Genomic DNA, 22113 nt, shown 5'->3' on the forward strand with positions numbered 1-22113 from the left:
CCGGTGCGCCCCGGTGCCGCCCCGGCCGGACGGCGTACCGGCCGGACGGCCGTATGCCCGGCCCGCCTTGGACCGGGTGTCACATGGGAAAAGACACGAAGGGTAAACCCCTCCCAGGAGGATGGCGAGCGGCGTGGGATGAGCCGTGGAGAGCCGAGAGCGTAGGGCGGCGAGCCGATGCTGAGAGAGCTGGTGACGGCCAGTCACCTGATGTCCATGGAGCAGTTGCCGGACGCGGTGGCCCGCTACGCCGCCGACGAGGGGCTCCACGACGTGGCGATCTACGTCGTCGACCTGCAGCAGACGGTGCTGCGGCTGCTGACCGGCAGGGGGCCGGACGCCGGGCGGGCCCCGGGGGCGGAGGCCGCGGAGCTCAGGATCGAGGGAACGATCGGGGGCCGGGTGTTCCAGATGATGGAGCCGACGACCGGGCAGGTGTTCGACGACGGGACCTGCCATTACTGGCTGCCGATCCTCAACGGGGCCGAGCGGATCGGGGTGATCAGGGTGACCATCGGCCGGGACGACGCCCGAGCCAGGGAGGACGCCGAGTACCTCGCCGCGACGGTCGCGCTGATCATCGTCAGCAAGGGGCCGTACAGCGACTCCTTCTCCCGGCTGGTGCGGACCCGGGACATGGCGGTGTCGGCGGAGATGCAGTGGCGGCTGATGCCCCCGAAGACCTTCGCCAACGACCAGGTGGTCATCAGTGCCGCCCTGGAGCCGGCCTACATGCTGGGCGGCGACACCTTCGACTACGCGCTGGCCGGCGACACGGTACATCTGGCGATCTTCGACGCGATGGGGCATGACACCGCCGCCGGGCTGACGGCCAACCTGGCCGTCGCGGCGTTCCGCAACAGCCGGCTGCAAGGGGCCGGTCTGATCGAGGCGGGGCGGGCGATCGAGGAGGCGCTGCTCGAACAGGACGGGAGCGGGCGTTTCGTCACGGCGATCCTGGCGGAGCTCGACCTCCGGTCGGGCCTGCTGTCGTGGATCTCGCACGGTCATCCCGCGCCCGTGGTCATCCGCAAGTCGCACTGGGTGACCACACTGGAGTGCGAGCCGGGCACACCGCTGGGGACGGGCCTCGGCATCGTTCCCAGGCTGTGCAGCGAGCAACTCGAACCGGATGACCGCCTCCTGCTGTACAGCGACGGCATCGTGGAGGCCCGCGACCCGGCCAAACGCGAGTTCGGGCTGCGCCGGTTCGTCGACTTCGTCATCAAGCGCGAGGCCGACGGGCTGTCGGTGCCCGAGACGCTGCGGCGCCTCGTCCACAACATCCTCACCCACCACGCGGGACGCCTGGACGACGACGCCACCGTCCTGCTCCTCGAATGGCACGGATGGCCCGGGATGCGGGACATCAGGCAGGCCGTGCGGTGAACGCGAGCGCCGGACGCCCCGCCGCGGGCGTCCGGCGCTCGTCCGGGCGTGTTCAGGTGCCCGGCATCGCCTGGGGCCCGGGCCCCTGGACGTAGCGGACGGCCCACCGCACCAGCCGGCGTGCGAAACCGAAAAGGATCAGCGCCACACCGGCCAGCGGCAGGACGAGCAGGACGATCTGGAGCCCGGAGGTGACCAGTTCGAGCGGGCCGCCCCCCTGGGAGGCGGTGAAGGCGAGCCGGCGCACCATCCACCAGTCCTTCGCGACCAGGTTCGGGATCTGCGACACGATGAGTCCGATCTGGAACACCAGCAGGGGGACCACGGTCAGCACCCAGAGCGTGACGAGGATCTGCGGCCGGCGCTTGAGGTCCCGGAGCCGTGCGTCGGCGGGGCGCCGCAGCAGCGTCCGGCGCAGGATGGGGCCGATGTACTTGAACAGGTCGGGCACGCCGATCAGGTCCGACATGATGTAGTACCCGTCGAACCGCAGCGTCGGCAGCAGTTGCTGGACCATCTCGACGTTGACGTACAGCACGGCGACGAGCAGCGGCTCGAACCCCGTCGCCAGGTACAGCAGCGTGAGCCCGACGATGAAGATGCCGTTGAAGTAGACGCCCGCGAGGTCGGTGCGGAGCCGGCCCGCCCGGCCGAGCCGGTACGACTCGGTGACATCGGTGTAGAAGGCGGGCCACACGAGATAGATGCCGCATCCCATCACTCCCGGCCGGGCACCGCCGTAGCGGCAGGCGGCGGCGTGACCGATCTCGTGGAAGGCGCACGACAGCACCCCCAGCCCCATGATCATCAGGATGCTGACCGGGACGAGGAAGGTCTGCTGGAGCGCGTCGGCGATCGACCGGGCGGTCAGCAGCCACACCTCGCTCACGATGACGGCGGTGACCGCGGCGGCGACGACGATCGGCCGGAACAGCCAGCCGAACAACCCGGCGAGGAACCAGGTGACCGGCTCGGGGATCACGGCGACCTTGAACTTCAGCCCGAGGAACGGATCGGCCTTGACCCGGGCCGGCGGCGTGCCGTCGCTGTAGGTGGTGACGCCGAGTGGCGCGAGCTTGCGGTCGACCAGGTAGACGAGCTGCTCTGCGCTCAGCCGTGCCCCCGCCTTCTGGCTGACCGACGCCGCCACCGTGTCGAGCGCCGCGGGCACGTCCCGCGTCTCCGCCAGGTCGCGGTGTTCGTGCAGCGCCTCGGCGACGAGGAACAGCAGCGGCGGCAGCCGGACGATCCGGCGGCCGGGCAGGTACACCAGTTGGGGTGGTTCGCGGTAGCCGGAGTTCTTGAACTCGCCGACGAGTTCGGCGCCCTCGGCGAGGGCGGGAAGGGTGAGCGGCGCCGGAGCGCCGGCGTCTCCGGTGGCCTGGTTCGCCGGGGCGTTCATGAGCCGGGGCGGACCACGACGGGGAAGCACGTGGCCGTCGTTTGCTCGGGCTCCGCGAGCAGGCCGGTGCCGAGCAGCCCGGTCGTCCCGGCGGAGTGGGTGTACTGGCACGCGTACACCGCATCGATGGAGCCTCCGTGACCGGGGGCCGACAGCAGCAGCCGCCCGGGCAGCACCTCGCCCGACAGCCGGTCGAGGTCCGCGTAGGTGAGCGTGTGAGAGTTCGTCTGGCCCATCTGTTCGCTTTCGCGTCGTTCGGAAAGAAGGGGGAAGGGCTGGCGGCAGAGCGCCAGCCCTTCCGGTGCGGGCATGAGCCCGCGGTCGTGCGCGCCTGGATCAGCCGCCGGCGGCCACCGTGGCGCCGCTGCAGGCGACGGTCGTGGTGTTCGGCCCGGCGAGCAGCAGCTGGCCGAGGCTGCCGCTCTGGTTGACCACGTTGGTCGCGCAGTTCGGCACGACGATCGCGCCGCCGCCGTCGCCGCCGCCGGCGAGAAGGGTGGACAGGACGGCCCGCTCCGGCAGGACCTCGCCGGCCAGCTGGTCCAGCTCGGTGTAGCTGTAGGACTTCATGTGTTTCCTTCTCTTCCTTGTCACACCCGGATCCCAAGGCGGAGACCGGGTGTTGCCTTCCGCACCCCAGAATCGGAGTGCGGTAGCTCTACGTATAGCAGACGTCACAGACTGTGGCCAACTCTGGCGTGGTCGGCCGTGTCGTCGCGTCATCTCGCGTGTTCTCACGTGCCGAAGCCGCGCCGGGGGGCGCTGACCGTGTCTTGACGATTCGGCACCACCGGACGGGTGTGCGAGCCGGCATGGAATATGGCGACCTGCCCGACCATGCGCTACCGCCCGGCCGTGGTGGTGCAGGGGGCCGCGGCGCAGACCGTCCGGTGCGGGGTTCACCCACCTCTCCTTCTGTCAATCCGGTCCTGATCGCCAGAAGGACTTCCGCGCCTGGGTCGGATCCGACCTTCTCCCGGTCCTCCGCGAACGCTTCGGCTGGCCCGGACCTCTATCGGACACTCGAAACGCCATTTTGTGAATGCCCGGGTAAGGGGGAATGCATGATCTTTCGGATCGGCCATTGACTGTCCGGCGGACTTTGCTTATTTTCTCTGTAGAACGCGTTCTACTTGGAGTGCTGGAACCTGTGGGCGACGAAGCACGACGGTTCCCCGCTCCCGGTCCTCGATTCACGGCGCCCGCGCCGCCCGGCCGGCATGGCGGAGCGGCCCATGGATCACGGACCTCCACCCCCATCCCTTCGGGTGCAGGCGCGACGCCCACCGTTCGAAATGAGGACTCCCTTGTCCCGCACCACGAAGCTGGCCACGATCGCCTCGGCCTCCGCCGCGGCCGCCCTCGCCCTCGCCGTGACGGCCACCCCCGCCCTGGCCTGGACGGCCGGCAACTTCACGGCGACCCTGAACGGGACCATGACCATCGACGCCGGAGTCTCCGCCTCCTGCACCAGCTCCACACTGAAGGGCGCCATCGCCTCCGACGGCACGCTGTCCATCACCTCCGCCACCGTCGACGGCTGCGGGGTCACGGTCACGCCCAAGGCCCTGCCCTGGAGCGGCAAGCTCGACAACGGCGTCGCCACCATCAACGGCTTCGCGATGGACGCCATCGGCTGCACCTACGGCGGAAACCTGACCGGTGGCTTCACCGGCACGGACCTCCCGGTCACCGCCACCTTCGCGAACCAGACCGTCAACAGGACCAGCGGCTTGTTCTGCCCCGCATCCGCCACCATCACCGCCAAGTACGACTTCGCCGCCTCCTGACCCCGGGGACCGGCCGGCCCGACGTCAGCCGAACCGGTCCCCACGCCGTGACCCCGGCACCCCCACCGGGGTCACGGCGTCCCAGGTGGGAAAGGCCGCCGAGCCCGCCGCTCGGCGGCCTCTTCCGGTCGCTGACCGTCTGATACCGATCGACTACATGCGGAGCGGGCTGGGAAGGGTTCTTCGCGTCCTTCTTCCAGGTGCGCGGAGGCGATGCCGCCATGAGTGAGATCTCGACGCTGCCGGCCACGGTCGTCCGGGCCGGGGACAAGCGGTATCCGGCGCTCAGCCGGGGGTTCAACCAGCGGTGGATCGCCGAGCCGGAGTACGTGCGGCTGGTGCGGACGCCCGAGGAGGTCCGGGCGGCGCTCGGCGAGGCGGTGCGCGAGGTGCCGGAGGACCCGGCGCGGACGCGGATCACGGTGCGGGCCGGCGGGCACTGCTACGAGGACTTCGTGTGCGGCGAGGACGTGCGGGTGATCCTGGACGTGAGCCCGATGTGCGGGGTGTCCTACGACGGCTCGATGAAGGCGTACTGCGTCGAGGCCGGGGCGACCAACCGGCATGTCTACGGCCACCTGTATCCCGTCAGCGGGAAGGCGCTGCCGGGCGGGTCGTGCTACTCGGTGGGGCTGGGCGGCCATGTTCCGGCGGGCGGGTTCGGGCTGTTGTCGCGGCAGTACGGGCTGACCGTCGATTACCTCTACGCGGTGGAAGCGGCGGTGGTGGACGAGGACAAGAACGTCAGGCTGGTGGTGGCCAGGCGTGATGACGAGGACCCGAGGCTGCGTGAGTTGTGGTGGGCGCACACCGGGGGCGGCGGGGGGAACTTCGGGGTCGTCACCCGATTCTGGTTCCGGGGGCTTCCGCAGCCGCCCGAACAGGTTCTGCTGACGGCCCTGGCCTGGGACTGGAAGGAATTCACCAAGGACGAGTTCGCCACGCTGGTGACGGCGTTCGGCGAGTACTTCCGCGACCACCAGGATCCGTCGGCGGCGGCCGGGAAACTGTTCGCGATGCTCAAGCTCACCCATGTCAGCAACGGCCAGATCGGGCTTCTGGCGCAGGTGGACGTGGACGACCCGGACGGCCACCGGGCGATGGCCGGCTTCATCGCCGCCCTCGACGGGCGGATCGGGCCGTCCGCCACGAAGATCCGGTCGGTGATGGGGGAGCACTTCGTCCACATGGACGTTCCACGCGTGATGCCGTGGCTGACGGCCACGCAGGTGCTGAACTCCAGGGGCGAGAACCGCTGCGGCAAGCACAAGTCGGCCTATCTGCGCAAACCCTTCACCGAGCGGCAGATCACCGCGATGTGGACCTATCTCGGCAAGGAGAGGTACACCGAGTATGCGAACAAGCAGGCGCTCATCCAGGTCGACTCGTACGGCGGCGCCGTCAACAGGCCGCCGTACCGGACGGCGGCACGGCAGCGCGACTCCATCCTGAAAGTCCAGTACCAGGTCTACTGGCCGAAGCACGACCCCCGCGAGGACACGCACATCGCCTGGATACGCGACATCTACCGGGCGACGTTCGAGGCGACCGGCGGCGTGCCCGTCGCGGACGGCGAGATCACGGACGGCTGCTACATCGGGTATCCCGACGTCGATCTGAACGATCCGCGCTGGAACACGTCGGGCCAGTCGTGGGAGACGCTCTACTACAAGGACGGCTACGCGAAACTTCAGGAGGTCAAACGGTACTGGGATCCGTGCAACGTGTTCCGGCACGCCCAGTCGATACGTCCGGGCACTGGGCGGTGACCGGTGCGGTGACCGGGGTCACAGAGGGGATTCCGCCGCTCCGGCCCCGCGCACTGTCTCACCTTTATTGCATTTTTTGCCAATACTTGCGGGTGTGACGCCGGGGACAGTAGTTTCTCCGGACGAGCAGAGCGTCGGGCCGGGGGCGGCTGGGGAGTTCATGAAGAAGCGTACCGACCGGAAGATCGCCATCGCGGGCACCGCGGCGGCGGCCGTGCTGCTGCCCGCCGTCATGGTCGGCCTCGCGCAGGCGGGTATCGGCGTGCCGAGGAGCGAGTCGGAGGCGTCGGGCAATTCCCAGCCGATCCCGTCGTTCGGCCCCGCGACGCAGCCGTCCGCGCCCAAGGCGGCCGCGTCCCCCGGCAAGCCGGCCAAGACGCCGAAGCTGCCGAGCATGCCGCTGAACAGCAACCCGTTCGGGACGGGCGGCGACTCGCCCGCCCCCACCGACCCCGACACCAACCGCGGCAGCCACGGCGAGAAGCCGCACATGCCGCCCGGTGCCGCGTCCGGCAAGTACGCCAAGGCCCCCGACGGCGCCGCGATCACCGCCGTGCAGAAGATCAACTCGCGGCAGTTCGACGTCACGATCGCCTCGCCGGCGCTCGGCGCGGCCGTGAAGACCCGGGTGATGGTCCCCAGCGGCTGGAAGTCCAAGACCACCAGGACGTGGCCGGTCGTGTACGCCTACCACGGCGGCAACAACAACTACACGTCCTGGACGAAGGACTCCAACATCGAGCAGATCATCGGCCCGTACAACGCGATGGTCGTGATGCCCGAGGGCGGCTGGAACGGCTCGTACACCAACTGGTGGAACGGCGGCAGGGGCGGCATCCCCAAGTGGGAGACCTTCCACATCGAGGAGGTCATCCCGCTGATGGAGCGCAACTTCCACGCCGGGGCGGTGCGCGCCGCGATCGGCCTGTCGTCCGGCGGGCAGGGCGCCATCACCTACGCCGAGCGCCACCGCGGCCTGTTCAGGTACGCCGCGGCCTACAGCGGCGCGCTCAACATCACCGCGCCCGGCATGCCGATCATCCTGACGTCCATGAACCGGGAGGCGGGCACCGCCATCTGGGGCGACCCGATCACCGAGCGGGCGAACTGGCAGGCGCACGACGCGACCGTCAACGTGGCCAAGCTGAAGGGCATCGGCGTCTACGTCTCATCCGGCAACGGCCGGCCCGGTCCCTACGACAAGCCCGACACCTCGCCGCTGAACGGGGGACGCATCGGTGAGCAGCTCGCCGGCACGATGAACGAGAACTTCGTCGCGGCGGCGAAGAAGGCGGGCGTCCCGGTGACGTCCAACCTGTACGGGCCCGGCATGCACAACTGGAAGTACTGGAAGCGCGAGCTGGCCAAGAGCTGGCCGGCCATCGCCGCCGCCATCGGCGCCCGCAAGTCCTGACCCACCGGAATCACCGAAACACGAGCGGTGACGGCCGGCCCCTGTGACGATAGGGGCATGAGGGGAAGTGACGGAGCGGCCCTCGCCGGCGATCTCCCCGTCTCGTCGCCGGCGGACGGATCGGCGTGGCTCGCCGAGGCACGCGCCAAGCTGACGTATCCCGTGGTGCGCTGGTGCGGCACGACGTACGGGGTGATGGAACGGGTTCCCGGCGGCTGGATGATGTCCGGGATGGAACGGACGTCCCCGCAGGACGCCCGCGACTCCCTCGGCTGGTGGTTCCGCGGCATGGCCCGCGACCACGCCGCCCTCCGCGCGGAGTATCTGCGCGGCGCCGCCCGGCTGGACCGTGCACGGCCGGACGAGCTGACGGTCGCCGGGCGCGTGTTCCGGGTCGTGCGCGCCGACCGGTTCTGCCGGCTCGGCCGGGACGGTCCGGAACCGCCCCGTCCCGGCGATCCGGACGCGCTCCCCGAACCCCGCACGCGGCGCGACGCCCGCCGGTTCGACCACGGCCTGCTACCCGCCGCGCGGGTACCGGGGTCCACGGCGCTGCTGGGGGAGCGGTGGGAGCACATCCCGGCGGGGCCGGAGATCGCGCCCGAGGTGACCCGCGACGCCTGCCGCGCCCTCACCACCCATCCCGGGATCGCGCGGCTGCGGACCCGGTTCGCCGTCGCCGAGCGGGCCGGCGGGGCATGGCCGGCGCAGGGCCCTTTCCTGCACAGCCCCGCCGCCGTCCGCGACCATCTGGCCGCGTACTTCGACCTGGTCGTACCGCTGATGCCGGGATCGTCGCCCGCCGCGCTCACCGCCTACCGGAGGGCCGCCAACCTGCTGCGCAACGGGATTCCCTGCGCCGAGATCAGCGTCCTCGGACGCCTCTTCCGGGTGATCCGCGTCGAGTACGTCGTGCGCTGCGGCCCGGACGGGCCCGAACCGCCCAGACCGTCCGAGCAGGACGTCGAGGAACCCGTCACCGGGGAGATCGACGACGACCGCTGAGCGGCACGCCGCGCGCTTCGCCCGTTTCGTCCGGGTGCTCCGGACGGTCGGGAATGCGGTCGGCCGCTTTGCGCGCTCTTTGGCGATATCCCACAGCGCAGATTGCGAGCGCCTCCCTAGCGTGGTGGCATGCGAGCTGTCAGGGGCAGGCCATGCCCGAGGTGACGTCCTTCGCTCCGGGCTTCCCCGCCTGGGTGGAACTGGCCAGCCCGGACCCGGAGCGGTCGAAGGAGTTCTACCGCGATCTGTTCGGCTGGTACTCCTACACCCTGACCGTCGGCATAGCCGAGTACGAGATCTTCACCCTCGGGGGCATCCAGGGACCGGCGGTCGGGGGGATGCAGGCGCTCGCGGACGACTCCCAGCCCTCCTCATGGACGTGCTACTTCCGCACCGACGACATCCCCGCCACGCTCGACACCGTCCGCGCCGAGGGCGGCATGGTGCTGGCCGAGCAGACCGACGTCGTCGGCCTCGGGCAGATGGCCCTGTGCTGCGACCTGGAGGGCGCCGACTTCGCCCTCTGGCGCCCCTACCGCCCGCAGGGCGCGGGCGTCGTGGACGAGCCGGCCGCAATGTGCTGGGTCGAGCTGGCCTGCCGCGACATCCGCGGCGCCCGCCGCTTCTACGGCGGCGTCTTCGGCTGGAAGGCGGTGGAGCGCCACTACTACCACGCCCGCTACACGGAATGGAAGATCGGCGACAGGCCGGTGGCGGGCATGGTGCCGATAGACGAGCACTGGCCGCCCGGCTACCCTCCCCACTGGATTCCGTACTTCTGGGTGGCCGACTGCGACGAGTCCGCCGCGAAGGCCGTCGAGCTGGGCGGACGCGTCCAGATCCCGCCGAGCGACGTCAAGCCGGGCCGGTTCTGCGTCCTCACCGACCCGGACGGTGCCCGCGTGGCCCTGGTGACCCCCGCCGTCCCCGACCGCATCGCCCTCCGGATCCACCCCTGACCGCCGCCCACCGGTGCGCACGGCGCCGTCCGGCCGGCTCCGCCGTCCCGCGTGATGGCCACCGAGCCGGCTGCCGCTGGACGGCGTCAGCTCCAGAGCGTCACGTAGACCGGCGGATGGAAACGGGACGGCGGGACGCCCGCGCCGGGAGAGCGCATGATGTGCAGGGCCTCGGCCGTGGCGAGGAAGCGGCGGAACGCGCCCGCCAGCGGCGGGCGCCGGTCGGGCGCGATGGTGGTGGCGTGCCAGCGGATCTCCGCCGGTGTCGCCGGTGTGGCGATGACGCGCAGTTCACCGCGCTGCACGCGCGGCGCCACCAGGTGCGCGATCGCGATCGCGAGACCGTCGCCGTCGGCGGCGGCCGCCCACGCGGCCGTCTGGTTCGGGTAGACGCGGACCCGGTCCTCGGGGACCTTCAGCCGCCGCAGCAGCCGGGACGTCTCGCTGGACGGGTCCGTCCCGGACGGGTCCACAAGCCACCGCGGGCGCGGGGCGGGTCCGGTACCGACGGCGATGAGCCGGGCCCGGAAGACGGGCTCGCTGACCAGGCCCTGATCGTCGGCGAGGTGCGGGCCGAGTGCGAGGTCGGCCAGGCGGTTGTGCAGCAGGACCGCCATCTCCGGTCCGGCCACGACGCCCGCGCCGGCCTCGACCTCGCGCGGGGACCGGGTGGTGAACGCGTCCAGCAGCGGGGTCGCGACGAACTCGGCGACGGCCGGGGCGGCGGCGACCCGCAGCGCCTCGGGCGCGCCCCGGGCCGCCCGCACCGCGCCCTCGGCCTCCGCGCCCAGCACCACCATCTGCGACGCGATCGGCAGCAGCCGCGCACCGCCCTCGGTCAGCGTCATCCCGCCGGGCCCGCGGACGAGCAGCGGATCGCCGAGATGCCGGCGCAGCGCGGTCAGCGCCTGCGACACCGCGGGCTCGCTCACGTTCAGCGCCCGCGCGGCCTCCTTCACCGACCCGAGCCGGGCGGTGAGGACGAACGCGCCGAGCTGCGTCAGCGTCATGCCACCAGTGTGGACCCCCGCGCGGCACTCGTTAACCCTTCGCTTATTCCGGCGTTGTTCCTGCGCACGGGCGTGGTGAGACTTGAGTCACAGCCGACTCCGAGGGGGCGCCGTGCAGGTTCCCGCGAATTTCGAGTACGCGAAGGCGACGACCGTCGAGGAGGCGCTCGCGCTGCTGGCGCGGCACGGCGACGAGGCGAGGGTGGTGGCCGGCGGGCACAGCCTCATCCCGATGATGAAGCTGCGGCTGGCCCAGCCCGAGGCGCTGATCGACATCAACGACGTGACGGAGCTGTCCCACATCCGGATCGACGGCGGCGAGCTGTGCGTGGGCGCGCTCGTCCGGCACGCCGAACTGCTGGACTCCGCCGTCGTAGGCGAGCACTTCCCGATCCTGCACGACGCCGAACGGGTGATCGCCGACCCGGTCGTGCGCAACCGGGGGACGGTCGGCGGCTCGCTCTGCCAGGCCGACCCGTCCGAGGACCTGTCGGCGGCGTTCGGCGCGCTGCGGGCGTCCGCGGTGATCCGCGGGCCGTACGGGGAGCGGACGGTCCCGCTCCGCGAGTTCCACACCGGCCCCTACGAGACGGTCGTCGAGCCCGGCGAGCTGCTGACCGAGCTGCGCATCCCGATCCGGCCGGGCGGGTCGAGCGCCTACGTGAAGGTCGAGCGGCGCGTCGGGGACTGGCCGCTCGCCGCCGCCGGGGCCGCGCTCCGGCTGGCCGGCGGCCGCATCGCCGAGGCCGGGATCGGGCTCACGGCGGTGCGCGCCGAGCACTTCGTCGCCGCCGAGGCGGAGGAGGTGCTGCGCGGCGCCGTCCCGTCCGAGGAGGTGTTCGCCGAGGCCGGGCGGGTCGCCGCGCGGCACTGCGATCCCGGCTCCGACCAGCGGGGACCCGCCGACTACAAGCGCCACCTCGCCGGTGAGCTGACCACCCGCGCGCTGCGCCGCGCCTACGAGAGGTGCCCGACGTGAACATCACCGTGACGGTCAACGGGCAGACCTATACCCGCGACATCGAGCCGCGCCTGCTGCTCGTCCACTTCCTGCGGGACGAACTGGACCTCACCGGGACGCACTGGGGCTGCGACACGTCCAACTGCGGCGCCTGCGTCGTCTGGCTGGACGAAGTGCCGGTGAAGTCGTGCACGGTCCTGGCGGTGATGGCCGCCGGCAAGGAGGTCCGCACCGTGGAGGGCCTGGAACGGGACGGGGAACTCGACCCCGTGCAGCGGGGCTTCACCGAATGCCACGGCCTGCAGTGCGGGTTCTGCACGCCGGGGATGCTGATGACGTCGCGGTGGCTGCTCGACCACAACCCCGACCCGTCCGAGGCGGAGATCCGCGAGGCGGTATCGGGGCAGATCTGCCGGTGCACCGGCTACGAGAACATCGTCCGGTCCGTCCGGTGGGCGGCCGAGCACTCCGCGCGGGACACCGAGGAAGTGGCGCGATGAGCGAGAACGGGCATCGCGGGTTCGGCCGGGTGCAGCGCAAGGAGGACGCCCGGTTCATCCGCGGCAAGGGCAACTACGTCGACGACATCAAGCTGCCGGGGATGCTGTACGGGGCGGTGCTGCGCAGCCCGCACGCGCACGCCCGGCTCGTGTCCGTCGACACCACCGCGGCCGAGGCGCACCCGCAGGTACGGGCCGTGATCACGGGCGAGACGCTCGCGGGGCTGAACCTCGCGTGGATGCCGACGCTCTCCGGCGACGTCCAGGCGGTCCTGGCGACCGACAAGGTGCGCTTCCAGGGGCAGGAGGTCGCGTTCGTCGTCGCCGAATCGCACTACGCGGCGCGGGACGCGCTCGAACTCATCGACGTCGACTACGAGGCGCTGCCGCCGGTGATCGACGCCCGCCGCGCGCTGGACGACGACGCGCCGGTCATCCGCGACGACCTGGAGGGACGCACCGACAACCACATCTTCGACTGGGAGGCCGGCGACGCGTCCGCCACCGACCGGCTCTTCGACGACGCCGAGGTGGTGCTCGCCCAGGACATGCTGTACCCGCGGGTCCACCCGGCGCCGCTGGAGACGTGCGGGATGGTCGCCGACATGGACAAGGTGACCGGGAAGCTCACCGTGTACACCACCACCCAGGCCCCGCACGCGCACCGCACCCTGTACGCGCTGGTCGCCGGGCTGCCCGAGCACAAGATCCGGGTCGTGTCGCCGGACATCGGCGGCGGCTTCGGCAACAAGGTCGGCATCTACCCCGGTTATGTCTGCGCGATCGTCGGGTCGATCGTGACGGGACGTCCGGTCAAGTGGGTGGAGGACCGGTCGGAGAACCTGATGACGACCTCGTTCGCCCGCGACTACCACATGCGCGGCGAGATCGCCGCGACCCGGGACGGCCGCGTCCGCGGGCTGCGGGTGAAGGTGCTCGCCGACCACGGCGCGTTCAACGGCACCGCGCAGCCGACGAAGTTCCCCGCCGGGTTCTTCCACGTGTTCACCGGCTCGTACGACATCGAGGCGGCGCACTGCGAGGTCACCGGCGTCTACACCAACAAGGCGCCCGGCGGGGTCGCCTACGCCTGCTCTTTCCGCATCACCGAGGCCGTCTACCTGGTCGAACGCATGATGGACATCCTCGCGGACGAACTCGGCATCGACCCCGCCGAACTGCGGCTCCGTAACCTGCTGCGCGCCGAGCAGTTCCCCTACTCGACCGCCACCGGCTGGGAGTACGACTCCGGCGACTACCCGCGCACCCTCCGCAAGGCCATGGAGATCGCCGGATACGACGAACTGCGCGCCGAGCAGGCCGAGCGGCGTGCGCGCGGCGACGGCTCGCTCATGGGCATCGGGGTCAGCTTCTTCACCGAGGCCGTCGGCGCCGGGCCGCGCAAGCACATGGACATCCTCGGGCTCGGCATGGCGGACGGCGCCGAACTCCGCGTCCACCCGACCGGGAAGGCCGTGCTGCGCATCTCCGTCCAGACGCAGGGGCAGGGCCACGAGACGACGTTCGCGCAGATCGTCGCGCACGAGCTCGGGATACCGGTGGACGACGTGGAGGTCGTCCACGGCGACACCGACCAGACACCGTTCGGGCTCGGCACCTACGGGTCGCGGTCCACGCCGGTGTCGGGCGCGGCGACCGCGGTCGTGGCGCGCAAGGTGCGCGAGCGGGCCCGGATCGTCGCGGGCGCGATGCTGGAGGCGGCGCCGGAGGACCTGGAGTGGACGCCGGGACGCTGGGCCGTGCGCGGTGATCCGTCGTCCGGCGCGACCATGCAGGAGATCGCGATGGCCGCGCACGGCACCCTCGAACTGCCCGCGGGCGTGGAGGGCCAGCTCGACGCGACGACCGTCTACAACCCGCCCAACCTGACCTACCCGTTCGGTGCCTACATCGCGGTCGTGGACGTCGATCCGGGGACGGGCAAGGTCGCCGTCCGGCGGTTCGTCGCGGTCGACGACTGCGGTGTACGGATCAACCCGATGATCGTCGAGGGGCAGGTGCACGGCGGGCTCGCCGACGGGGTCGGGATGGCGCTCATGCAGGTCATGGCGTTCGACGAGGACGGCAACCATCTCGGCGCCTCGTTCATGGACTACCTGCTGCCGACCGCGATGGAATGCCCGTCGTGGGAACTGGGGGAGACCGTCACCCCGTCCCCGCACCATCCGCTCGGCGCGAAGGGCGTCGGCGAGTCCGCGACGGTCGGCTCGCCCGCCGCGATCGTCAACGCGGTCGTGGACGCGCTCTCGCCGTACGGCGTCCGGCACGCCGACATGCCGCTCACCCCGGCCAACGTCTGGCGCGTCATCCAGGGCCGGCCGTTCCGCACGGATCTGGCGATCCCATGATGGACCGGGCGGAGCGGCTGCGCGGCGAGCGGACGCCGTACGTGCTGGCGACGGTCGTGCGGGTGGAGCGTCCGACCAGCGCGAAGACGGGCGACCGGGCACTCGTCCTGCCGGACGGGACGATGGAGGGGTTCGTCGGCGGCCACTGCGCCGAGGCGACGGTGCGCGACCAGGCGCTCCGGCTGCTCGACTCGGGCGAGTCGACGCTGCTGCGGATCACACCGGGTGCGGAAAGCCCGCCCGCCGGCCGCGCGGGCGGCCGTCCCCCAGCGACGAGCACGGAGGGGCTGGTCACGGTGCACAACCCGTGCCTGTCGGGCGGGACGCTGGAGGTGTTCCTCGAAACGGTGATCCCGCCCGCGCTGCTCCACGTGTACGGGGACGGGCCGGTCGCGCGGTCGCTCGCCGACGTCGGCCGCGCGGCCGGCTTCGACGTCCGGCCCACCGGCGCGGCGGACCCGCCCGGCCCGGACGCGGCGGCGGTCGTCGTCGCCACCCACGGCTGGGACGAGGAGCCGATCCTCAAGGCCGCGCTGGACGCCGGCGTCCCCTACATCGGGCTGATCGCCAGCCGGAAGCGGGGCGCGGCGGTGGCCGCGGCGCTCGACCGCGGTGACCGTGTTCACACCCCGGCGGGCCTGGACATCGGCGCCCGTACCGCCCCCGAGATCGCCGTCTCGGTGCTGGCGGAGATCCTGTCGCTGCGTCCCGCGCGGCCGGTCCACCCGCCGGCCGGGGCCGAGCCCGAAGCGCACCATCACTGCTGCGAATGAGAAGGGCGGCCGTACCGCCGGACGCGGAGCCGCCGCCCGCACTAGTCTGCGGGGGTCGGGACATCCGGTCCCGGCCCGTCCGTGAGGGAGTGTCCGCCGGTGTTCGAGTCCGTGCTCGTGGCGAACCGCGGGGAGATCGCCGGCCGGATCCTGCGCACCGCCCGCGCGATGGGCCTCAAGGTCATCGCCGTGTACTCCGAGGCCGACGCCGACCTTCCGTTCGTCGCGGAGGCGGACGAGGCCGTCCTGATCGGCCCCGCCGACCCGGCCCGCAGCTACCTCAACGCCGCCGCGATCCTGGAGGCCGCGCACCGCACCAACGCGCGTGCCGTCCACCCCGGCTCCGGGTTCCTCGCCGAGAGCGCCGTGTTCGCCCGGCAGGTCGCGGACCGCGGCCTGGTCTGGGTCGGCCCGCCGCCGCTCACCATCGCGCGGATGGGTGACAAGATCAACGCCCGGAACCTGATGAAGGAGGCGGGCGTCCCCGTCGCGCCCGGCGTGTGGGAGCCCGTCCCCGACACCGGCACGGCGATCGAGGAGGCCGAGCGCATCGGCTACCCCGTCATGGTGAAGCCCGCCGCGGGCGCCGGCGGCATCGGCATGGCCGCCGCGCACCACGAGCCGTCCCTCCGCGAGGCGTACGCGACGGCCCGCACCCACGCCGAACGCGTCTTCGGCCAGGGCGATGTCCTCCTGGAGCGGTACGTGGAGGGCGCCCGGCACGTCGGGGTGCAGATCCTCGGCCTCGCCGACGGCACGGTCGTCGCGCTCGGCGACCGGGACTGCTCCGTCCAGCGCCGCCACCAGGAGGTCGCCGTGGAGACGCCGTCCCCCGGCGTCCCGCCGGCGCTGCGCGAGCGGATGCTGGCCGCCGCCGTCCACGCGGGCGAGGCCGTCGGCTACCGGGGCGCCGGCACCGTCGAGTACCTCGTCGACCCCGCCGCGCAGGACTTCTTCTTCCTGGAGATGACCACCCGCCTGCAGGCCGAGCACCCCGTCACCGAGATGGCCGGCGGCATCGACCTCGTCGAGCAGCAGTTCCGCATCGCCGCCGGTGAGCCCGTCTCGTTCACCGGCGTGGCCCCCCGCGGCCACGCCGTCGAGTTCCGCGTCCTCGCCGAGGACCCGCGGCACTTCCTCCCCGGCACCGGCGAGATCAAGGTGTGGGAGGAGCCCGTCGGCGACGGAATCCGCATCGACGCCGGCTACGCCGAGGGCACCACCGTCACGACCCACTACGGCCCGCTGCTCGCCAAGCTGTGCGTCCACGGCGATGACCGTGACCACGCGCTGGCCAGGGCCAGAGCCGCCGTGGACGCGTTCCGCATCGAGGGGCCGCCGACGAACCTGCCCTTCCTGCGCGAACTGCTCGACCGTCCCGAGTTCGCGGCCGGTGCCTACGACACCGGGCTCGTCGGCCGCATGCGCGCCCGCCGCTGAACGCCGGCCGTCGTAGAGTGTGGCCGTGTACTGCGACCGCTGCGGCGAGCCCGCCGCCGAGGGCGACCACGCCGCCTGCCGCGCCGCCCGCGAGATGGAACCGCCCCGCTACTGCGCGCGCTGCCGCCGCCGCATGGTCGTCCAGGTGACGCCGTTCGGCTGGACGGCCCGCTGCTCCGAGCACGGCGCCCCGCAGAGCACGTCCTAGAGCGGAAGGGCGTAGGTCAGCAGATCCACCCCCGGGACGGGAGCCCAGTCCCGCTCGGGGGTGCGGACGAACCCCATCCGCTCGTACATCCGCTGCGCGGCGTCCATGTTGCGCTGCGTCGAAAGCCGCAACCCGCTGAGCCCGGCGGCCCGCGCCCGCTCGGCACACGCCCGCACCATGGCCCGCCCCGCCCCCATCCCGCGGGCCTTCTCCCGGACGGCGAGCATCCGGATCTCGGCCTCGTCCGGCCCGGCCAGCTCCGCGTAGGGGCTGCCAGGCGGACAGTACGCGACCGCCCCGGCGACCTCACCCCGCACCTCCGCGACGAGAAGCTCGGCCTTGGCGGCCCGGTCGCCCGCATCCCGCAACGTCTTCACATACGGCGACTCCGGCGACACGAGACCACCGTGTACATAGACCTCAACGGTCAACTCCCCGACGAGTTCGCACTCGTCGGCCCGAGCCTCCCGGACGAACACGGGCTCAGACATCGGCGGCCACGTCACAGCCGTGCAGCGTACGCATCGAGCAACTCTCCAGATCACCATGATCGGCGGACCGTGCCGAACCAGGCTATAGACGCCCACCGGCAGAACCGGCCGTGCCGCCGTGTGTCAGGCCAGGTCCCGGCAGGACGATTCGCCGGGCAGAAGGGGGCGAAGCCTGACGAAGTAGTTTCTGCCCTTGCTGCGCCAGGTGACGCCGGGGCCCGTGGCGGGGATCTTCCGGGACGGGGCCGGCGTGCAGATGCTCCCGGCCACCGGCACTCCGTCCCCGAGCGGCGCCAGCGGCCACGTCTTGGCGGGGCCGCCGCCGGGCGCCTGGTTCGCGAGGACGGCCGTCCTCTCCGGCGCGTACGGCTCGGGCTTCGCCGACTGGTCGGATGCGGGCCAACCCGCCGGGTTCAACCTCTTTCTGAGGAACCCGGTCTCCGGGCCGGGCGGCGACCCGGGTTCGAAGATGCGGGTCGCGGTGTCGCCCATGGTGACCACGGTGATGATCGCGTCGGTGAACTGCGCGGAGCCGACCGTGTGCGAGCGGTCGAGACCGGCCGCGCGGGCCTCGCCCAGGAGCCGCTGCAACGCGTCCGGTTTCAGGTGGTACTCGGTCAGCCCGCCACCCTGCGACACGGCCACCGCGCGTCCGCTGGAGTAGAGGGAGAAGTCGGGGACGCCGCCGGGGCCGCCGAGACCGGCGATGCCTCCGGTCCTGCGCCAGCGCAGGACGAGGTTCTCGCCGGCGGGGGTTTCCCCGGCGGGGGACGAGGTCGCAGGCGTGGAGGGTGCGGGGGCGGACGTGGAGGGTGCGGGGGACGAGGGCGAGGATCCGGTGGTGCCGGAGCCGTCGCCGCACGCGGTCAGCGCCGCGCAGGCCGTCAAGGCCGCGCAGGCGAGCGCCGGCACCCGGTGGGAGCGTGTGTACGGACCGGGCATGGACCTTGGACGCGCCGCCGCGCCGCCGGGTTCCGCCCGCTACAAAAACGCCCCTCGAATGCTGTGGGGTCCGGCGGGCGCCCGCGTCACAGGCCCGCGCTAGTGTGCCGCTTTGTGAGTGTGCTCGTGATTACCGGGACCTGTACGGGCGTGGGCAAGACGGTCGTCACCGCGGCGCTGGCCGCGGTCGCCGCCGCCCGCGGCGCGTCGGTCGCCGTCGTCAAGCCCGGCCAGACCGGGGTCGGCGACGGGCAGCCCGGTGACCTCGACGAGGTGCGCCGGCTCGCCGGCCTGGACGACGTGCACGAGTTCGCGCGCTTCCCCGACCCGCTGTCCCCGGCTGCCGCCGCCCGCCACGCCGGGCTCCCGCCCGTCCGGCTGCCGGAGGTCGCCGAGCGCGTCCAGGAACTGGCGGGCAGCCGCCGGCTGGTGCTGGTCGAGGGCGCGGGCGGGCTCCTCGTCCGCTACGACGAGGAGGGCGGCACGATCGCCGACCTGGCGCGCTGGCTCGGCGCCGCCGTCGTCGTCGTGGCCCGGCCCGACCTCGGCACGCTCAACCACACCGCGCTGACGCTGGAGGCGATGGCGCACCGCGGCGTGCAGCTCGCCGGCGTCGTGATCGGCGAGTGGCCGGACGATCCGGACCTCGCGATGCGCAGCAACATCCGCGACCTGGAGACCATCGCGGCCCGCCCGCTGGCGGGCGCGCTGCCCGCGGGAGCGGGCGCGCTGGACCCGGCGGAGTTCCTGCCGGCCGCGCACCGCGGCCTGGCCCCCTCGCTCGGCGGCGGTTTCGATGCCGCCGCCTTCCGTGACAGCTACGGCCTGGACAAGGAGAGCACGTGACGGACATCCTCGACATCGCCCGCCGGCAGGTACTGGACGAGGGCAGGGGCCTGTCAGAGCAGCAGGTGCTGGAGGTCCTGAACCTGCCGGACGACCGGCTGGAGGACCTGCTCGCGCTGGCCCACGAGGTCCGGATGCGCTGGTGCGGGCCGGAGGTCGAGGTCGAGGGGATCGTGTCGCTGAAGACCGGCGGCTGCCCCGAGGACTGCCACTTCTGCTCGCAGTCCGGCAAGTTCGAGTCGCCCGTCCGGTCGGTGTGGCTGAACATCCCGGAGCTGGTCGAGGCGGCGAAGGAGACCGCGCGGACCGGCGCGACCGAGTTCTGCATCGTCGCCGCCGTCCGCGGCCCGGACGAGCGGCTGATGTCGCAGGTCCGCGAGGGCGTCAAGGCCATCAACGACGCCGTCGAGATCAACATCGCGTGCTCGCTCGGCATGCTCACCCAGGAGCAGGTGGACGAGCTGGCCGCGATGGGCGTCCACCGCTACAACCACAACCTGGAGACGGCCCGCTCCCACTTTCCGAACGTGGTCACCACCCACACGTGGGAGGAACGCCGGGACACCCTCCGCATGGTGAAGGCCGCCGGCATGGAGGTGTGCTGCGGCGGCATCGTCGGCATGGGCGAGACCATCGAGCAGCGCGCCGAGTTCGCCGCGCAGCTCGCCGAACTGGAACCCGACGAGGTCCCGCTGAACTTCATCGCGCCCCGCCCCGGCACCCCGTTCGCCGATCTGCCGCTGGTCGAGGGCACCGACGCGCTCCGCACCATCGCCGCGTTCCGCCTCGCCCTGCCCCGCACCATCCTCCGCTACGCGGGCGGCCGCGAACTCACCCTCGGCGACCTCGGCACCCGCGAAGGCATGCTCGGCGGCATCAACGCCATCATCGTCGGCAACTACCTGACCACCCTCGGGCGCCCCGCCGAAAAGGACCTGGAACTCCTCACCGACCTGAAAATGCCCATCAAGGCCCTCAGCCAGACCCTGTGACCGCGAGGCGAGCGCGCGGCTCGCCGGCCGCGCGCTCACACGCTTCTGATCATCCGCTCTCGAATGATCTGCCGGATGTGGTCGAGTACGACCTTGCCATCGACGTCCTCGGCCCATGAGATGCCGACTTCGGTGAGAGTCCCCTCGTCCTGGTGATCGAGGACTTTGATCGATGCTTCTTCCGGCAGGAGAAGATGTCTCCGGATCTCCTCGCCGGTCATGTCCCGGGGATCTTCGGGGTAGGTCACGCCGTGGATCACGATCCCGGTCCGCTGATCGACGGTCGTCGCCATTGGGGGAATCGTGGCCGCGGGTTCGTTCCCTACTTCCATGGCCGCCAGCGGCTGGTCTCGATCTCGACGTTGAACGGCTCCGGCAACTGGATCGTCTCCCCGAACTCCCACGACTCCCCGTGCAGGTAGGCGCCCGTGGACCGGTCGGGAATGGAGTAGAGGGTCGTCTTGGCCTCCTTCGGCGATCGATCGACGAGGAGGTAGTAGGGAATCTCGACCTCGGCGTAGCCGGACCACTTGTTCGGGTTCGCCAGCCGCCTCCCACCCGTTGGCGGTCGGTCCTGCTCGGAGTTGCTCCGAGAAGTGACCTCTACCACCATCTCGATCTCGTCCGGCAGCAATCCGAAGGTGTCGGCTTCGCCGGCCGCGTCGAGTACATCCCTCTCCAGGACGAGGAGATCGGGAATGCAAGAGGGAGGCGCTGACCTCCGGTAGAGGTTGACGACCTGTGTGGACGTCCACGGGAAGTCGGGGTCCGTCATCGAGGCCGCCGTCAGCGCCTGACTGATGGCGCTGAGTATGCAGGCATGCGCCACGGTGGGTGCCGGTGACACGACGATATGACCCCCGATGATCTCGACCCGTAGTCCCTCGTACGGAAGATCGAGAAGGTCCTCCACCTCACCGCGCGTCCACATGTCGTACAGCGTGTCCTCGGACACGTCATCGAGACTGGAAACTGCGGTTTTTGTCACGTTCTGCGACCTTTCCCTCACGATCTGCTCCAGTCATCGTAGAGAAGGGGTGCACCCAGCGTAGCCAAAACCTTCGAACTTGTGGTCGAAGGTCGAGAAGTCGCCGGTCAGAGCCCGATCGGACGGGGAAGGTCAGCGGCTGAGGCGGGTGATGAACTTGTAGCGGTCGCCTCGGTAGAGGGACTGGGCCCACTCCACCGGCTGGCCCGTCGCGTCGAAGGCGTGGCGGGACAGCAGGAGCATCGGGAGGCCCACGTCCACGCCGAGGACCTGGGCGTCATGCGGGGTGGCGAGGACGGTCTCGATCGTTTCCTCGGCCTCGGTCAGGTGGACGTCGTAGGCGGTGGCGAGCGTCTCGTAGAGGGAGTGGTGGCGGGAGAGCTCGCGGCGCAGGCCGGGGAAGCGGCGGGCCGGGAGGTGGGAGGTGTCGATGGACATGGGCTCGCCGTCGGCGAGGCGGAGCCGGTGGACGCGCAGGACACGCCCGCCGGGCCGGATGCAGAGCAGGGCCGCGAGGCTCTCGTCGGCGCTGACGTAGCCGGCCTCCAGGATGCGGGTCTCGGGGCGCAGCCCGTGGTGCCGCATGTCCTCGGTGTAGCTGACGAGCTGGAGTTCCTGCGCGACCTTCGGCTTGGCGACGAAGGTGCCCTTGCCCTGGATGCGCTGGAGGCGGCCCTCGACGACGAGTTCGGCGAGTGCCTGCCGGACGGTGGTCCGGGACGTCTCGTACTTCTCGGCGAGGGTCCGTTCGGGCGGCAGCGGGCTGCCGGCGGGCAGCGACTGGATCAGCTCGACCAGCAGCTCTTTCAGCTTGTAGTACTTCGGGATCCGGGGCGCCTGGTTCGGGTGGCGCTTACCGATGCCG

General features: G+C 71.5%; 23 protein-coding genes. 14 read left to right on the top strand and 9 right to left on the bottom strand.

What is annotated here, in order from left to right; translation table 11 throughout:
• Positions 1 to 177 precede the first annotated feature (177 nt).
• Positions 178 to 1389 carry a PP2C family protein-serine/threonine phosphatase gene (locus ACQP1N_RS09330; protein WP_067794260.1) on the top strand — a complete coding sequence of 404 codons (1212 nt, stop codon included), beginning with the start codon at positions 178 to 180 and terminating at the stop codon, positions 1387 to 1389.
• A gap of 52 nt (positions 1390 to 1441) precedes the next feature.
• Here ACQP1N_RS09330 and ACQP1N_RS09335 read toward each other — a convergent pair whose 3' ends face one another.
• The 3 genes from ACQP1N_RS09335 to ACQP1N_RS09345 all read right to left on the bottom strand — a co-directional run bounded on the left by ACQP1N_RS09335 (position 1442) and on the right by ACQP1N_RS09345 (position 3361).
• The gene (locus tag ACQP1N_RS09335; RefSeq protein WP_067794259.1) at positions 1442 to 2791 is read right to left on the bottom strand and encodes a hypothetical protein; all 1350 of its coding nucleotides are present in this window, start codon (positions 2789 to 2791) and stop codon (positions 1442 to 1444) included.
• The gene (locus ACQP1N_RS09340; protein WP_067794258.1) at positions 2788 to 3027 is read right to left on the bottom strand and encodes a hypothetical protein; all 240 of its coding nucleotides are present in this window, start codon (positions 3025 to 3027) and stop codon (positions 2788 to 2790) included. The genes ACQP1N_RS09335 and ACQP1N_RS09340 overlap by 4 nt, the downstream gene beginning before the upstream one ends.
• Positions 3028 to 3127: 100 nt before the next feature.
• Positions 3128 to 3361: a hypothetical protein gene (locus ACQP1N_RS09345; protein ID WP_067794257.1), complete on the bottom strand. Its 234-nt coding sequence runs from the start codon at positions 3359 to 3361 to the stop codon at positions 3128 to 3130.
• A 737-nt stretch (positions 3362 to 4098) separates the two neighbouring features.
• Here ACQP1N_RS09345 and ACQP1N_RS09350 point away from each other — a divergent pair.
• The 5 genes from ACQP1N_RS09350 (at position 4099) to ACQP1N_RS09370 (ending at position 9728) form a co-directional block, all read left to right on the top strand.
• Entirely contained in the window at positions 4099 to 4581 is a 483-nt protein-coding gene (locus ACQP1N_RS09350; RefSeq protein ID WP_433230465.1) for a hypothetical protein, read from the top strand.
• A gap of 221 nt (positions 4582 to 4802) precedes the next feature.
• Positions 4803 to 6350 (top strand): FAD-dependent oxidoreductase, encoded by a 1548-nt coding sequence (locus ACQP1N_RS09355; protein ID WP_433230467.1) that lies wholly within the window; start codon positions 4803 to 4805, stop codon positions 6348 to 6350.
• A gap of 160 nt (positions 6351 to 6510) precedes the next feature.
• On the top strand, positions 6511 to 7764 hold the full coding sequence (locus ACQP1N_RS09360; protein ID WP_433230470.1) for an alpha/beta hydrolase-fold protein: 1254 nt from the start codon (positions 6511 to 6513) through the stop codon (positions 7762 to 7764).
• 57 nt (positions 7765 to 7821) lie between these two features.
• Positions 7822 to 8769 carry a DUF5954 family protein gene (locus ACQP1N_RS09365; protein ID WP_067794253.1) on the top strand — a complete coding sequence of 316 codons (948 nt, stop codon included), beginning with the start codon at positions 7822 to 7824 and terminating at the stop codon, positions 8767 to 8769.
• A gap of 152 nt (positions 8770 to 8921) precedes the next feature.
• Positions 8922 to 9728 (top strand): VOC family protein, encoded by an 807-nt coding sequence (locus ACQP1N_RS09370; RefSeq protein ID WP_433230475.1) that lies wholly within the window; start codon positions 8922 to 8924, stop codon positions 9726 to 9728.
• An 86-nt stretch (positions 9729 to 9814) separates the two neighbouring features.
• Here the strand turns inward: ACQP1N_RS09370 and ACQP1N_RS09375 are convergent, their stop codons facing one another.
• Positions 9815 to 10738 (bottom strand): LysR family transcriptional regulator, encoded by a 924-nt coding sequence (locus ACQP1N_RS09375; protein ID WP_433230478.1) that lies wholly within the window; start codon positions 10736 to 10738, stop codon positions 9815 to 9817.
• A gap of 112 nt (positions 10739 to 10850) precedes the next feature.
• On the opposite strand from ACQP1N_RS09375, the gene ACQP1N_RS09380 reads away from it, so the two are divergent.
• From ACQP1N_RS09380 to ACQP1N_RS09405, 6 genes are all read left to right on the top strand, one after another.
• Positions 10851 to 11717 carry an FAD binding domain-containing protein gene (locus ACQP1N_RS09380; RefSeq protein WP_067794250.1) on the top strand — a complete coding sequence of 289 codons (867 nt, stop codon included), beginning with the start codon at positions 10851 to 10853 and terminating at the stop codon, positions 11715 to 11717.
• Complete coding sequence (locus ACQP1N_RS09385; RefSeq protein ID WP_433230482.1) at positions 11714 to 12199, top strand: (2Fe-2S)-binding protein; 486 nt, start codon at positions 11714 to 11716, stop codon at positions 12197 to 12199. The genes ACQP1N_RS09380 and ACQP1N_RS09385 overlap by 4 nt, the downstream gene beginning before the upstream one ends.
• Positions 12196 to 14568: an aerobic carbon-monoxide dehydrogenase large subunit gene (locus ACQP1N_RS09390; protein WP_433230485.1), complete on the top strand. Its 2373-nt coding sequence runs from the start codon at positions 12196 to 12198 to the stop codon at positions 14566 to 14568. The genes ACQP1N_RS09385 and ACQP1N_RS09390 overlap by 4 nt, the downstream gene beginning before the upstream one ends.
• Positions 14565 to 15341, top strand: coding sequence for an XdhC family protein (locus ACQP1N_RS09395; protein WP_433230487.1), 777 nt, complete (start codon positions 14565 to 14567; stop codon positions 15339 to 15341). Before ACQP1N_RS09390 ends, ACQP1N_RS09395 begins: the two co-directional genes overlap by 4 nt.
• A gap of 99 nt (positions 15342 to 15440) precedes the next feature.
• Positions 15441 to 16781, top strand: a complete 1341-nt coding sequence (locus ACQP1N_RS09400; RefSeq protein WP_433230490.1) for an acetyl-CoA carboxylase biotin carboxylase subunit — start codon at positions 15441 to 15443, stop codon at positions 16779 to 16781.
• Positions 16782 to 16806: 25 nt separating this feature from the next.
• Positions 16807 to 16989 (top strand): hypothetical protein, encoded by a 183-nt coding sequence (locus ACQP1N_RS09405; RefSeq protein ID WP_067794283.1) that lies wholly within the window; start codon positions 16807 to 16809, stop codon positions 16987 to 16989.
• Here the strand turns inward: ACQP1N_RS09405 and ACQP1N_RS09410 are convergent.
• Both ACQP1N_RS09410 and ACQP1N_RS09415 read right to left on the bottom strand, forming a co-directional pair.
• Complete coding sequence (locus tag ACQP1N_RS09410) at positions 16986 to 17480, bottom strand: GNAT family N-acetyltransferase (RefSeq protein ID WP_067794282.1); 495 nt, start codon at positions 17478 to 17480, stop codon at positions 16986 to 16988. The genes ACQP1N_RS09405 and ACQP1N_RS09410 overlap by 4 nt on opposite strands.
• A 123-nt stretch (positions 17481 to 17603) precedes the next feature.
• A complete protein-coding gene (locus ACQP1N_RS09415; protein ID WP_131732524.1) occupies positions 17604 to 18392 on the bottom strand; it encodes a hypothetical protein in 789 nt (262 codons plus the stop codon).
• Between the two features lie 144 nt (positions 18393 to 18536).
• Here ACQP1N_RS09415 and bioD point away from each other — a divergent pair, with 144 nt between their 5' ends.
• On the top strand, positions 18537 to 19268 hold the full coding sequence (gene bioD, locus ACQP1N_RS09420) for a dethiobiotin synthase (protein ID WP_067794245.1): 732 nt from the start codon (positions 18537 to 18539) through the stop codon (positions 19266 to 19268).
• Positions 19265 to 20260, top strand: coding sequence for a biotin synthase BioB (bioB, locus tag ACQP1N_RS09425; protein ID WP_067794244.1), 996 nt, complete (start codon positions 19265 to 19267; stop codon positions 20258 to 20260). Before bioD ends, bioB begins: the two co-directional genes overlap by 4 nt.
• Before the next feature lie 35 nt (positions 20261 to 20295).
• Here bioB and ACQP1N_RS09430 read toward each other — a convergent pair whose 3' ends face one another.
• The 3 genes from ACQP1N_RS09430 to ACQP1N_RS09440 all read right to left on the bottom strand — a co-directional run bounded on the left by ACQP1N_RS09430 (position 20296) and on the right by ACQP1N_RS09440 (position 22109).
• Positions 20296 to 20553, bottom strand: coding sequence for a hypothetical protein (locus ACQP1N_RS09430; protein ID WP_067794243.1), 258 nt, complete (start codon positions 20551 to 20553; stop codon positions 20296 to 20298).
• A gap of 29 nt (positions 20554 to 20582) precedes the next feature.
• On the bottom strand, positions 20583 to 21269 hold the full coding sequence (locus ACQP1N_RS09435) for a Uma2 family endonuclease (protein ID WP_433230495.1): 687 nt from the start codon (positions 21267 to 21269) through the stop codon (positions 20583 to 20585).
• Between the two features lie 111 nt (positions 21270 to 21380).
• Entirely contained in the window at positions 21381 to 22109 is a 729-nt protein-coding gene (locus tag ACQP1N_RS09440; protein ID WP_067794281.1) for a GntR family transcriptional regulator, read from the bottom strand.
• Positions 22110 to 22113: the final 4 nt, after the last annotated feature.

This window comes from Actinomadura formosensis, from assembly GCF_050948385.1.
In the GTDB taxonomy this organism is placed as follows: Bacteria; Actinomycetota; Actinomycetes; order Streptosporangiales; family Streptosporangiaceae; genus Spirillospora; species Spirillospora formosensis.